At 70.6% G+C, this 12,946-nt stretch carries 11 protein-coding genes; 7 read left to right on the top strand and 4 right to left on the bottom strand.

The features are described 5' to 3' along the window. Window positions 1-61: 61 nt before the first annotated feature. The 3 genes from ACFQRI_RS19970 to ACFQRI_RS19980 all read left to right on the top strand — a co-directional run bounded on the left by ACFQRI_RS19970 (window position 62) and on the right by ACFQRI_RS19980 (window position 4,925). Window positions 62-2,194, top strand: a complete 2,133-nt coding sequence (locus tag ACFQRI_RS19970) for a putative bifunctional diguanylate cyclase/phosphodiesterase (protein ID WP_380670843.1) — start codon at window positions 62-64, stop codon at window positions 2,192-2,194. 152 nt (window positions 2,195-2,346) lie between these two features. Continuing rightward, window positions 2,347-4,362, top strand: coding sequence for a threonine--tRNA ligase (gene thrS / locus ACFQRI_RS19975; RefSeq protein WP_380671094.1), 2,016 nt, complete (start codon window positions 2,347-2,349; stop codon window positions 4,360-4,362). A gap of 83 nt (window positions 4,363-4,445) precedes the next feature. Continuing rightward, window positions 4,446-4,925 carry an HIT family protein gene (locus tag ACFQRI_RS19980; RefSeq protein ID WP_380671096.1) on the top strand — a complete coding sequence of 160 codons (480 nt, stop codon included), beginning with the start codon at window positions 4,446-4,448 and terminating at the stop codon, window positions 4,923-4,925. 103 nt (window positions 4,926-5,028) lie between these two features. On the opposite strand, the gene ACFQRI_RS19985 is transcribed toward ACFQRI_RS19980, so the two are convergent. Next, on the bottom strand, window positions 5,029-5,556 hold the full coding sequence (locus ACFQRI_RS19985; RefSeq protein ID WP_380670845.1) for a YceI family protein: 528 nt from the start codon (window positions 5,554-5,556) through the stop codon (window positions 5,029-5,031). Between the two features lie 197 nt (window positions 5,557-5,753). Here ACFQRI_RS19985 and pgsA point away from each other — a divergent pair, with 197 nt between their 5' ends. Further along, on the top strand, window positions 5,754-6,356 hold the full coding sequence (gene pgsA, locus ACFQRI_RS19990; protein WP_380670847.1) for a phosphatidylinositol phosphate synthase: 603 nt from the start codon (window positions 5,754-5,756) through the stop codon (window positions 6,354-6,356). Window positions 6,357-6,413: 57 nt separating this feature from the next. Here pgsA and ACFQRI_RS19995 read toward each other — a convergent pair whose 3' ends face one another. Then, window positions 6,414-8,522 (bottom strand): elongation factor G-like protein EF-G2, encoded by a 2,109-nt coding sequence (locus tag ACFQRI_RS19995; protein ID WP_380670849.1) that lies wholly within the window; start codon window positions 8,520-8,522, stop codon window positions 6,414-6,416. Between the two features lie 175 nt (window positions 8,523-8,697). Here ACFQRI_RS19995 and pdxS point away from each other — a divergent pair, with 175 nt between their 5' ends. The 3 genes from pdxS to ACFQRI_RS20010 all read left to right on the top strand — a co-directional run bounded on the left by pdxS (window position 8,698) and on the right by ACFQRI_RS20010 (window position 11,206). After that, entirely contained in the window at window positions 8,698-9,636 is a 939-nt protein-coding gene (pdxS, locus tag ACFQRI_RS20000) for a pyridoxal 5'-phosphate synthase lyase subunit PdxS (RefSeq protein ID WP_380670851.1), read from the top strand. A 147-nt stretch (window positions 9,637-9,783) separates the two neighbouring features. Next, window positions 9,784-10,422, top strand: a complete 639-nt coding sequence (pdxT, locus tag ACFQRI_RS20005) for a pyridoxal 5'-phosphate synthase glutaminase subunit PdxT (protein WP_380670853.1) — start codon at window positions 9,784-9,786, stop codon at window positions 10,420-10,422. A gap of 34 nt (window positions 10,423-10,456) precedes the next feature. After that, entirely contained in the window at window positions 10,457-11,206 is a 750-nt protein-coding gene (locus ACFQRI_RS20010) for a YebC/PmpR family DNA-binding transcriptional regulator (RefSeq protein ID WP_380670855.1), read from the top strand. Window positions 11,207-11,510: 304 nt separating this feature from the next. On the opposite strand, the gene ACFQRI_RS20015 is transcribed toward ACFQRI_RS20010, so the two are convergent. Further along, window positions 11,511-11,891, bottom strand: coding sequence for a hypothetical protein (locus ACFQRI_RS20015; RefSeq protein ID WP_380670857.1), 381 nt, complete (start codon window positions 11,889-11,891; stop codon window positions 11,511-11,513). 416 nt (window positions 11,892-12,307) lie between these two features. Then, a complete protein-coding gene (locus ACFQRI_RS20020; protein WP_380670859.1) occupies window positions 12,308-12,724 on the bottom strand; it encodes a hypothetical protein in 417 nt (138 codons plus the stop codon). Window positions 12,725-12,946: the final 222 nt, after the last annotated feature.

Raw genomic sequence — 12,946 nt, forward strand, 5'->3', positions numbered from 1 at the left:
CACATCGGCGACCGGGCGGGCCGCGCAGGCTCGTCCGGTCGGTGCCCAGAAGGTGAATGGAATGTCTGCCTCCGAAGGAAGCCTCGGCGGTGATGAGCATCGCGAGGCCGTCCGGCAGTGGGCCCGCGAGATCATCCACACCAGCTACGTCCCGATGGGGCGCCCCGAGCTCGAGGCGTTCCTGGCCAAGTGCCTCGACGACGTCCGCACCGCCTGCGACGGCCCGCTCGAATCGGCCCGGCTGGCCGGCGAGCGGCTGGTCCAGGTGCACTTCACCAGCCCGGTCGCGCTGCAGCGCACCGTGACGCACCTGGGCACCGTGCTGCCGCGCGGCGCGCGGGTGGGGCAGCAGCGGCTGGTCGAGGTGCTCGGCGCGGTGGCCTCCGGGTTCTCCGGGGCGCTGCGCGAGCAGACCCTCGACCAGCAGGAGCTGATCAAGAAGTCGGTGCTGGACGCCCGCTCGGCGGCCGAGACCGCGCTGCGCTCCTCCGAGGCCCGCTCCCGCGCGGTGTTCGCCTCCTCGGCGCTGGGCATCGCGGTGGTCACCCTCGACGGCGTGATCGAGGAGATCAACCCGTCGATGACGCGGATCTTCCGCCGCCGCACCGACGAGCTGGTGGGCCGGACGATCTTCGAGCTCACCGACCAGACCTGGCTGGGCGAGCTCACCGCGGCCAACGCCGACCTGGTGCGCGGCCGGGTGGACCGCTACCAGCTGGAGACCCGGTTCACCGAGCAGCACGGCTCGCACATCTGGACCCAGCTGTCGGCCTCGCTGGTGCGCGACCCCGCCGGCGGCCCGGACTACCAGGTGCTGCTCTACGAGGACATCACCGACCGGCACATGCTCCAGGAGCAGTTCCGGCGGCAGGCGGTGCACGACCCGCTGACCGGGCTGGCCAACCGCACCCAGCTGCAGACCAGCCTGGACAAGGCGCTGGAGCCCACCCACCCGGGCCGCCGGGTGGGGCTGTGCTTCTTCGACCTCGACGGGTTCAAGGCGGTCAACGACAGCCTCGGGCACGCCGTCGGCGACCAGCTGCTGCGCGCGGTCGCCCAGCGCATCCAGGCCCGGGCCGCCGAGATGGGGGCGCTGGCCGCCCGGATGGGCGGGGACGAGTTCGTGGTGCTGGTGCCCGACACCTCCGGGGCCACCGACCTGGTCGAGCAGGTCGAGGCGATGCTCGCCGAGATCACCCGGCCGTGCCGGATCGGCAGCCACGAGCTGTCCGCCTCGGCCAGCGTCGGCGTGGTCGAGCGACCGGTGGCCGAGACCGACGGCGAGTGCCTGCTGCGCGACGCCGACATCACCCTCTACCGCGCCAAGGAGGACGGGCGCGCGCAGTGGGTGCTCTTCGACGCCGAGCGCAACGCGCGGGCCCGCGACCGCTTCAAGCTCTCCGCGGCCCTGCCCGCCGCGCTCGACCAGTACGAGCTGTTCGTGGAGTACGAGCCGATCGTCTCGCTCAGCGACGGGGACCTGGCCGGGTGGAACCTGGTCAGGGGTCGGACGGTCGGCGCGGCTGCCACGATCCGCTGGGACCACCCCGAGTTCGGCGAGCTGGGGCAGGACGCGTTCCTCGGCCTGGCCGAGGAGACCGGGCTGATCACCCGGCTCGGCCGGTGGGCCATGGAGCAGGTCTGCGAGCACGCGGCCCGGTGGAGCGAGCGGCTCGGACCGAACGCCCCGATCGCGGTGATGAACCTGTCGCGGCGGCACTGCCGGGACCCCGAGCTGGTCAACGACGTCCAGCGGATGCTCGCCGACAGCGGGCTGCCGCCGGACCGGCTCGCGCTGGGCATGCCCGAGCCCGCGCTGTTCGACCACGAGGGAGATCCGGTCGACACCGTGGAGATCTTCGCCGAGATGGGCATCCGGCTGATCGTCTACCAGTTCGGCGACGACTACACCCGGCTGAACCGGCTCCGGCGGCTGCCGCTGCACGGCGTGCGGGTGGACGGGCCGCACCTGGCCGCCTTCGCCGATCCGGACGGCCCGGACGCGCTGGACGCGCACCTGGTGCGCGCGGCGGCCCAGGCCGCCGACCTGATGGGCCTGCCGGTGATGGCCAGCGGTGTCCAGGACGCGCTGCAGGCCGACCGCCTCCGCGAGGTCGGCGTGCGCACCGTCCTGGGCCCCTACGCGGGCGAGCGCCTCGCGGCCCTGGAGCTGGAAGCCACCGCTGCGCGCTAGGGCCGCGCACGCGGAGCTGCGCGTCGTCCGGTCACCGGTGGCCGATAGCATCGGGTGGCGAAGCCGTTAACCCCCAGTGCCGGAGCGCGCTCCGGCCCAGTCTAGGAGTGATCGTGTCCGTACAGCCTTCCCACGCCCAGCAAGCACCCCGGGTGAAGGTTCCGGCGGGCACCACTGCGGGCGCAGCCGTCGCCGAGGCGGGGCTGCCGAGCAAGGGACCCGAGGCGGTCGTGGTGGTCCGCGACGCCGAGGGCGCCCTGCGCGACCTGGACTGGGCTCCGGAGAGCGACGCCGAGGTCGAGGCGGTGGCCGCCGAGACCGAGGACGGCCGCAGCGTCATCCGGCACTCCGCCGCGCACGTGCTGGCGCAGGCGGTGCAGGACCTGTTCCCGGACGCCAAGCTGGGCATCGGCCCGCCGGTCAAGGACGGCTTCTACTACGACTTCGACGTCGAGAAGCCCTTCACCCCGGAGGACCTGCAGGCGCTGGAGAAGCGCGTGAAGCAGATCCTCAAGTCCGGCCAGAAGTTCTCCCGCCGCCTGGTGGAGTCCACCGACGAGGCCAAGCGGGAGCTGGCCGACGAGCCGTACAAGCTGGAGCTGGTCGACCTCAAGTCCGACGTGGACACCAGCGAGGTCATGGAGGTCGGCGGCGGTGAGCTGACCGTCTACGACAACATCGACCGGCACGGCGAGCGGGTCTGGGGCGACCTCTGCCGCGGCCCGCACGTGCCGCACACCCGGTTCATCCCCGCGGTCAAGCTCACCCGGGTGGCCGCCGCCTACTGGCGCGGCGACCAGAACAACCAGCAGCTGCAGCGCGTCTACGGCACCGCCTGGGAGTCCAAGGAGAAGCTCGACGAGCACCTGGAGTGGCTGGCCGAGGCCGAGCGCCGGGACCACCGCCGGCTGGGTGCCGAGCTGGACCTGTTCTCCTTCCCGGACGAGATCGGTTCCGGCCTGCCGGTGTTCCACCCCAGGGGCGGCATCATCCGCCGCGAGCTGGAGGACTACTCCCGCAAGCGGCACGAGGAGGCAGGCTACGAGTTCGTCAACTCGCCGCACATCACCAAGGACGCGCTGTTCAAGACCTCCGGGCACCTGGACTGGTACCAGGACGGCATGTTCCCGGCGATGCACCTCGACGAGGAGCGCGACGCCGAGGGCGAGGTCCGCAAGCCGGGCGTGGACTACTACCTCAAGCCGATGAACTGCCCGTTCCACAACCTGATCTTCCGCTCGCGCGGGCGCTCCTACCGCGAGCTGCCGCTGCGGATGTTCGAGTTCGGGTCGGTCTACCGCTACGAGAAGTCCGGCGTGGTGCACGGGCTGACCCGGGTGCGCGGCATGACCCAGGACGACGCGCACATCTACGTCATGCCCGAGCAGCTGCAGGACGAGCTCAAGTCGCTGCTCGGGTTCGTGCTGGACCTGCTGCGCGACTACGGCCTGGACGACTTCTACCTGGAGCTGTCCACCCGCAACGACGAGAAGTACGTCGGCGACGACGAGAGCTGGGACGTGGCCACCGAGGCGCTGCGCAGCGCCGCCGAGGAGTCCGGCCTCGAGCTGGTGCCCGACCCGGGCGGCGCGGCCTTCTACGGCCCGAAGATCTCGGTGCAGGCCCGGGACGCGCTGGGCCGCACCTGGCAGATGTCGACCATCCAGGTCGACTACCACCTGCCGGAGCGGTTCGACCTGGAGTACACCGGCCCGGACGGCAGCAAGCAGCGGCCGATCAAGATCCACCGGGCGCTGTTCGGCTCGATCGAGCGGTTCTTCGGCGTGCTCACCGAGCACTACGCGGGCGCGTTCCCGGCCTGGCTCTCGCCGGTGCAGGTGATGGGCATCCCGATCGCCGACGAGCACGTGGAGCACCTGCGCGGCGTGGCCGCGGCGCTGCGCGCGGAGGGCCTTCGGGTGGACATCGACACCAGCGACGACCGGATGCAGAAGAAGATCCGCAACCACACCACGCAGAAGGTCCCGTTCCTGCTGCTGGCCGGTGGCAAGGACGTCGAGGCCGGGGCGGTGTCGTTCCGGTTCCGCGACGGCTCGCAGATCAACGGCGTGCCGGTCGACGACGCGGTGCGGGCGCTGGCCGACTGGGTGCAGCGGCGGGAGAACGCCTCGCCGAACGCCGAGAACTTCGCGGTGGAGAAGGCGTGAGCGGACCCGAGGGCGTTGAGCTGACGGCGCAGGAGGGCGTCGGGGTCCCGGACGCGCTGCAGCGGCTGTGGACCCCGCACCGGATGGCCTACATCCAGGGCGAGAACAAGCCGGAAGGCGAGGACAGCGACGGCTGCCCGTTCTGCCGCCTGGTGGAGTCGGGCAAGCCCGACGACGCGACCCTGATCGTGGCCCGGGACGAGCTGGTCTTCGCGATCCTGAACCTCTACCCGTACAACCCGGGGCACCTGATGGTGCTGCCCTACCGGCACGTGGCCGACTACACCGAGCTCACGCCGGAGGAGACGGTCGCGGTCGCGGAGTACACCCAGCGGGCGATGCGGGTGATCCGGGCGGTCTCGGCGCCGCACGGGTTCAACATCGGGCTCAACCAGGGTCCGGTGGCCGGGGCGGGCATCGCCGCTCACCTGCACCAGCACGTGGTGCCGCGCTGGGGCGGCGACTCCAACTTCATGCCGGTCATCGGCCACACCAAGGTCCTGCCGCAGCTGCTCGGGGAGACCCGCCAGCTGCTCGCCGACGCCTGGTCCCGAGCGGAGTAGGCCTCCGGGGAAACGAGAGGAGCAGGACCAGCGCCGGGGGTGCTGGTCCTGCTCCTCTTCGTCGTCGCGGTGCGGGCGGCGCCTCGGGCGCGCGACCCGCCGCTCAGCTGCGCAGCTGGGCCTCGATGTCGAGGGTCAGGGTGACCTTCTCGCCGATCATCGCGCCGCCGGCCGGGCCGACGCCGAAGTCGGTGCGGTTGATCGTGGTGCTGGCCGACAGGCCGACCAGGCCCTCGCCGTTGAAGCCGCCGAGCTCGGTCTCCAGGGTGACCGGCTTGGTGACGCCCTTGAGGGTGAGCTCGCCGTCGATGAGGAAGTCCTCGCCGTCCTGCCGCACGCCGGTGGAGCGGAAGGTCGCGGTCGGGAACTGCTCGGCGTCGAAGAAGTCGGCGCTGCGCACGTGCGCGTCCCGGTCGGCGTTGCGGGTGTCGATCGAGGTGATGTCGATCGTCGCGGTCACCGAGGACTCGAGCGGGTTGGCCGCGGTGACGATCTCGCCGGAGAAGGTGCCGAAGCGGCCCTTGGACTTGCCGACGCCCATGTGCCGGACGCTGAAGATGATGTCCGAGTGGACGGTGTCGATGTCCCAGGTGCCGACGGCGTAGCCGGGGATCTGCTCGGTCGCGGTCATTGCTTCCTCCAAGAGGTCTTCGTCGCTGTTGGGGCCCATCCTGCCAAACTATGTTGAAGTTTCAACCATTCCTGGGTATGGCGGACGTCACTTCTGCCCGAGCGGTTCGAACCAGGTGTCCGGGGTGATCGGAGCGCGGCTAATCTGCGGGGAGGGGAATCGGCTACGACGGATCCACGGCGGGCACCTGAAGACTCATGCTCAACATCTTCGCGCGGGCGAGCCTTGCCCGGTTGACCAATCCGGTCGGTGCGGCGCTGGTCCGCTTCGGCCTGACGCCGAACGCGGTGACCGCGGCCGGAACGCTGGCCGCCGCCGCATCGGCGCTGTGGTTCTTCCCGCGCGGTGAGCTGTTCGTCGGAACCGTGGTGACCGCGGTGTTCCTGCTCTTCGACGTCCTCGACGGCGCGATGGCGCGGGTGGGCGGCAGCGTGACCCGCTTCGGCGGCGTGCTCGACGCCAGCTGCGACCGGCTGGTCGACGGCGTCCTCTTCGGCTCGCTGACCTGGTGGGCGCTGGTCGTCGACGGCGACCGGGTGCGCGGGGCGGGTCTGCTGATCTGCCTGGTGGCCGCGCAGGTGATCTCCTACGTCAAGGCGCGCGCGGAGGCCAACGGCCTGCGGGCCGACGGCGGCCTGGCCGAGCGGGCCGAGCGGTTCCTGATCGTGCTCACCGGCACCGGCCTGCACGGCCTCGGCGTGCCGCACGTCCTGGACGTGGCGATCTGGGTGCTGGTGGTGCTGGCGCTGGCGACCATCGTCCAGCGCCTCCTCGCGGTCCACCGCTCGGTGGGCGAGTGAGCAGTTCGGCCTGAAACCGCGCCCCCAGGGGTGCGGGTTCAGGCCGAACTGCGGGGCTCACTTCGGGACGAGGTTGTCCGGCATGGGCTCGAAGGCTTCGAAGTGGCGGGTGAAGGTCGCGCTGCCCGAGGTCAGCGAGCGGATGTTGACCGTGTAGCGGGTGAGCTCGCTGGCGGGCACGTGCGCGCGCACCACCGTCCACCCGCCGTCCTCCGGCTCGGTTCCGATGACCTTGCCGCGCCGGCTGGACAGGTCGCCCAGGATCGCGCCCAGGTGCTCCTCGGGGATGTGCACCGAGACCTCGTCGACCGGCTCCAGGGTCTGCATCCCGGCCTGCTCGGCGGCGACCTTGACCGCCAGCGCCCCCGCCGCCTGGAAGGCCTGGTCCGAGGAGTCCACGCTGTGCGCCTTGCCGTCGACCAGCGTGATCCGCACGTCCACCACCGGGCAGCCCTCGGTGATGCCCCTGGCCAGCTGCGCCCGCGCGCCCTTCTCCACGCTCGGGATGAACTGCCTGGGCACCGCGCCGCCGACGACCTTCTCGGCGAACTCCACGCCCGATCCGCGCGGCAGCGGTTCGACCTCGATGTCGCAGACCGCGTACTGGCCGTGGCCGCCGGACTGCTTGACGTGCCTGCCGTGCCCCTTGGCCGCCTGCGCGAAGGTCTGCCGCAGCGGGACCCGCACCGGTTCGGTGTCCACCTCGGCGCCGCCCTCGCGCAGCCGCTGCAGCACCACCTCGGCGTGCGCCTCGCCCGTGCACCACAGCACCAGCTGGTGGGTCTCGGTGTCGCGCTCCAGGCGCAGGCTCGGGTCGGCGGCGATGAGCCGGTTGAGGTTGCGCGCCAGCGCGTCCTCGTCGCTGCGGTTGTGCGCGGTGACCGCCATCGGCAGCTGCGGTTCGGGCATCGGCCAGGGCGTCAGCAGCAGCGGGTCGGCCGGGTCGGACAGCGTGTCGCCGGTCTCGGCCGAGCCGATCTTGGTCAGCGCGCACAGGTCGCCCGCCACGCAGCGCGGGACCTCGCGCAGGTTCGGCCCCAGCGGTGAGTACAGGTGGGCGACCCGCTCGTCCTCGTCGTGGTCGGGGTGGCCGCGCTCGGCCATGCCGTGCCCGGAGACGTGCACCGGCCGCTCGGGCAGCATCGTCCCGGAGAACACCCTGGCCAGCGAGACGCGCCCGACGTAGGAGTCGACCGAGGTGTGCACCACCTCGGCGGCCAGCGGACCGTCCGGGTCCGGCGTCAGCACGCGGGGGTTGCCGCCCTGCGGATCGGTGAACTCGGGCAGCACGTGCTCCAGCGGGCTCGGGAAGCCGCGGCGGATCCCGTCCAGGATCTGCTCCACGCCGACCCCGTTGAGCGCCGAGACCGGCAGCACCGGGTGCAGGCCCCCGCCCGCGACCGCCTTCTCCAGATCGGCGATCAGCACGTCCTCGCCGATCTGCTCGCCGCCGAGGTAGCGGTCCATCAGCGACTCGTCCTCGCTCTCGGAGATGATCGCTTCGATCAGCTCGCCGCGCGGTTGCTCCAGCATCGCCAGCTGGTCGTCGGTGGCCGGGTGCACGCCGTCGGCGGTGTAGCGGCTGCCGGTCAGGCAACCGAGCAGGCCGACCGGCTGCTCGCCGTCCATCATCGGCAGGTACAGCGGCAGCACGCCGGAGCCGAAGGCGTCCTGGCAGGTCAGCAGGGCCGTTTCGAAGTCGGCGCGCGGCTGGTCGAGCCGGGAGATGACCACCGCGCGGGGCATGCCGACCGCGGCGCACTCGTGCCAGATCGCCGTGGTCGCGGCGTCCACGCCCTCGGTCGCGGCCACCACGAACAGGGCCGCGTCGGCGGCGCGCAGGCCCGCGCGCAGCTCGCCGACGAAGTCCGCGTAGCCGGGCGTGTCGATCAGGTTGATCTTGTGCTCGCCGTGCTGCAGCGGGGCGATGGACACCGCGATCGATCGCTGCTGCTCGATCGCGGCGGGCTCGTGGTCGCAGACGGTGCTGCCCTCGGTGACCGCGCCGGAGCGCGGGATCGTCGAGGTGGCCGCCAGCATCGCCTCGACCAGGGTGGTCTTGCCCGCCGCGGACGGGCCGACCAGCACCACGTTGCGGATCTGCGCGGGATCTTCGGGGGCCGGGATGCCCGGCCCTCCTGGTGTGCCGGATTGCTTGCTTCCCATGGCTCGCTCCCTGGGGAGAAGGCGCTCGGGCGCGCGTGCGGATGTGTCTCCGATCACACACCCGGGTCCTCCGGGGTGCAAGGGCACCGTCGGATGACGCTTCCGCACTGCGAAGTGGACTACTGAAATTGGCATCGACTGGACCGTGGCGATGGTCCAGTTCGCATCTAGCCTGGTGTCGGAAGAACCGACGAACTCTCGAGGATGGTCGAAGTTGGCTACTGCGGACGTGGCGTCCACCGGCACCGACGGCGTGAAGCGCGGGATGGCCGAGATGCTCAAGGGCGGCGTGATCATGGACGTGGTCACCCCGGAGCAGGCGAAGATCGCCGAGCAGGCCGGCGCGGTCGCGGTCATGGCCCTGGAGCGGGTGCCCGCGGACATCCGCGCGCAGGGCGGCGTGGCCCGGATGTCGGACCCGGACATGATCGAGGGCATCGTGAGCTCGGTGTCCATCCCGGTGATGGCCAAGGCGCGCATCGGCCACTTCGTCGAGGCCCAGGTCCTGCAGTCGCTGGGCGTGGACTACATCGACGAGTCCGAGGTGCTCACCCCGGCCGACGAGGCCAACCACATCGACAAGTGGGCCTTCACCGCGCCGTTCGTCTGCGGCGCGACCAACCTCGGCGAGGCGCTGCGCCGCATCGGCGAGGGCGCGGCGATGATCCGCTCCAAGGGCGAGGCCGGCACCGGCAACGTCGTCGAGGCCACCCGGCACATGCGCCAGATCCGCGCGGACATCCGCAAGCTGTCGGTGCTCGACGCCGACGAGCTCTACGTGGCGGCCAAGGAGCTGCAGTCGCCGCTGCCGCTGGTCCAGGAGATCGCGCGCACCGGCTCGCTGCCGGTCGTGCTGTTCACCGCCGGCGGCATCGCCACCCCGGCCGACGCGGCGATGATGCGCCAGCTCGGCGCCGAGGGCGTGTTCGTGGGATCGGGCATCTTCAAGTCCGGCGACCCGGCCAAGCGCGCCGAGGCCATCGTCAAGGCCACCACCTTCTACGACGACCCGGACGTGGTGGCCAAGGTCTCCCGCGGCCTGGGCGAGGCCATGGTCGGCCTCAACGTCACCGACCTCCCGGAGACCCAGCGCTACGCCGACCGGGGCTGGTGACCAACCGGAACAACACGCCCGACCCGCCCATCCGCGCCAAGAACCCTAGAAATCACCCCGGCGAATTCCATGGTTTTCGCCGGGGCGATTTCCATGGAGATCGGCGGTGGTGACCTGGGTGGGTGACGGGGTGAGGAGGAGTGAGCTTTGGGTACGCCTGTTGTCGGGGTGCTGGCATTGCAGGGCGGGGTCGCCGAGCACGTCGCGGCGCTGGAGCGCTGCGGGGTGACCGCGCGGCCCGTGCGGCGGGCCGAGGAGCTCGACGGGCTGCACGGCATCGTGCTGCCCGGGGGCGAGTCGACGACGATGACCCGGCTGCTGGACATCTTCGACCTCTACGAGCCGCTGCGCGAACGACTCGCCGACGGGCTGCCCGCGTACGGGTCGTGCGCCGGGATGATCATGCTGTCCGCCGCGGTGTGCGATGGTGGGGACGGAGCCGCAGCTCCTGCTGTGCGTCCGCTGGGCGCGCTGGACGTGACCGTGCGCCGGAACGCGTTCGGACGGCAGGTCGACTCCTTCGAGACGGACCTGGACTTCGCCGGCGTCGACGACCCGGTGCACGCGGTGTTCATCCGCGCCCCGTGGGTGGACAAGATCGGCGACGGCGTGTCGGTGCTGGCCACCGTGCCGGATGGGCCGGATGTGTCCGAGCGCTCGGAGGCCGCCGGTAGGATCGTTGCGGTTCAGCAGGGAGCGGTGCTCGCCACGGCCTTCCACCCGGAACTGGTCGAGGGGGACGAGCGCGTGCACCGCTATTTCGTACAGATCGTCCGCGCGCGCTGAAACCGCAGCGCAGGCGTGGAAAGACGGAGGAGAGATGAGCGGCCACTCCAAGTGGGCCACCACCAAGCACAAGAAGGCCGCCCTCGACGCCAAGCGCGGCAAGCTCTTCGCGAAGCTGATCAAGAACGTTGAGGTTGCCGCCCGCACCGGTGGAGGCGATCCCGAGGGCAACCCCACGCTGTACGACGCCATGCAGAAGGCGCGGAAGAACTCCGTTCCCGCCGACAACATCGAGCGCGCGCGCAAGCGCGGCGCAGGCGAGGAAGCCGGCGGCGCCGACTGGCAGACGATCATGTACGAGGGCTACGCGCCCAACGGCGTCGGCGTGCTGGTGGAGTGCCTGACCGACAACAAGAACCGCGCCGCGGGCGAGGTCCGCACCGCGATGACCCGCAACGGCGGCTCGATGGCCGACGCCGGTTCGGTCTCCTACATGTTCAACCGCCGCGGCGTGCTGCTGGTGCCCAAGAACGGGATGACCGAGGACGACCTGCTCGCCGTGGTGCTCGAAGCCGGGGCCGAGGAGATCAACGACCTCGGCGAGACCTTCGAGGTCCTCACCGAGCCGAGCGACCTGGTCGAGGTCCGCAAGGCGGTGCAGGCCGCGGGCATCGAGTACGACTCGTCCGAGACCAGCTTCCTGGCCACCACCAACGTCGAGCTCGACGCCGAGGGCGCCCGCAAGATCTTCAAGCTCATCGAAGCCCTGGAGGACTGCGACGACGTGCAGAACGTCTACGCGGCCTTCGACGTCTCCGACGAGGTCATGGCCGAGGTCGGCTGACCTCCCACAACCCCCACCGGCCGGCCCCCGAGCGACGGGGTCGGCCGTGGCGTCGAGTCGTCGCTCCCGGGGCGCCAGCGCGTCAACCGAGCACGTGCCGGGGGCGTGCTGGAACGCAATTCCCTGGGTGCGAACAGCTGACCAATGAGAGGCCGGCTTCGCTTCGGAAGCGAAGCCGGCCTCGAATAGGTTCTTGAACGCGAGGAGCCCCTCCCGTGCCGGAGCTGGGGAGGGGTTCTTTGCCCTTCAGGATGTGCCGGAGAGCATCGCTACGGTGATCGGCGCTCTCGACGGCTGTGCGATATCAGCCTCCGGTGCCGTCCTCGAAGGAGTACGACCCGTTCGGGCCCGTGCAGTGCACGGTCGGGCCGCTTCCCCAGGTGCAGTCGGCTCCGCCTTGATACATCGGTGATTCCGGGTGCGTGTACAAGCTTCCCGGCCCGTCGTCTTCGGGTGTGTAAGCAGTCGGGCACCCCTGTTCGGGTCCGAGCAATCCCTCGCGGCAGAAGGTTTCGAACGAGTGGTCACCTTCGAACGGCACCGCTTCTTCACCCGTCCCGCCGGAGTAGTCGCAGTACCAGGAGCCGTCGGCCAACGATTGAACGGGCACGCTGTTGCCGGTGCACTCGATCGGAGCGGTCGGCTCGGGAGCCAACCCGCATTGGACCTTGGTCGCGTCGTCCATGTCTGCCGGATCGAGCCCGCAGTTGTCCGCGGGCGCTTGTTCAGCCGGAGCCGGGGGCGGCGGGGCCGCGTCCGGAGGCTGCTGCTCCGACGCCGGGGGCGGCGCGGGGGCGGGTTTGTCGTCTTCCGCGGCGCCGAAGCAGCCGGACAGCGCGAGCGCTAGACCAGCGATCAGAGCCGCGTAGGATCCGGGCCCCCGTGCCGATTTCGGAGCGTGAGAACTCTTCGCGCTCATCCGAATCATCCCCCAAGGCGGCCCCAGTGATGATGAAAGAATCCCCTTCGGGCGGTTTGCGCAGTAGGGCCGAAAGGCCTGGGGGTCGGTTTCGCTCAAGAAGTCCCTCCCCGGTCCGAAGGCCGGGGAGGGACGTTCGTTGACGAATGGTCAGCCGAGCAGCTGCGGGAAACGCCACCGCATCATGGCTGGAACTGGCCCGTGAAGCAGACGGTGTCCTCGGCGAAGTAGTTCGGTTGCACCGAGATCTGAAGTTCGCCGGGCCCGGCGCCGACCTCGTAGACGGTGGTGAACGCCGTCTCCCCGCCCGGTCGGAGCTGAGCGTTCGGCAGCAGGTCGCCGGACAGGTAATCCTGCTGGGCCACGCGCCCGTCGTGCTGCGCAGTGAGCGTGATCGAGTTGATCTGCAAGTCGTCGTCACCGTGTTGCGAACCGTAGATTCCGGCCCCGCCGAGGACGACGGTCAAAATCCCGAGCACGAACCCGAGCGAGCCCACGAAGGGGATCCAGGCGAACAAGAGCCCGACGATTCCCAGGACCAGGGCGGAGATTCCCATGCCGTTGCGAACGACGACCGGCATCGGTTCTTGAAAGGTCATAACGATCTCCTTAGCCCCCGAGGAGAGGGGTGGATCGGAGATGTCGTCGCCGACAGCGGTGGGGGAGAATGCTTTTCACCGGCGGGCTCGATGCGCCGGATGCGGCTCGCGCCGTGGCTGCGTCAGGTCTAGGCCCGCTCGAGTTCTCGGTAGCGCAGCACGTGGCGACGAGGACGTTTCTCGCTCATCCGAATCAGGTCCTCAGAAACCCAGCGATGACTG

This window comes from Saccharopolyspora griseoalba, from assembly GCF_042665275.1.
Classification (GTDB): Bacteria; Actinomycetota; Actinomycetes; order Mycobacteriales; family Pseudonocardiaceae; genus Saccharopolyspora; species Saccharopolyspora griseoalba.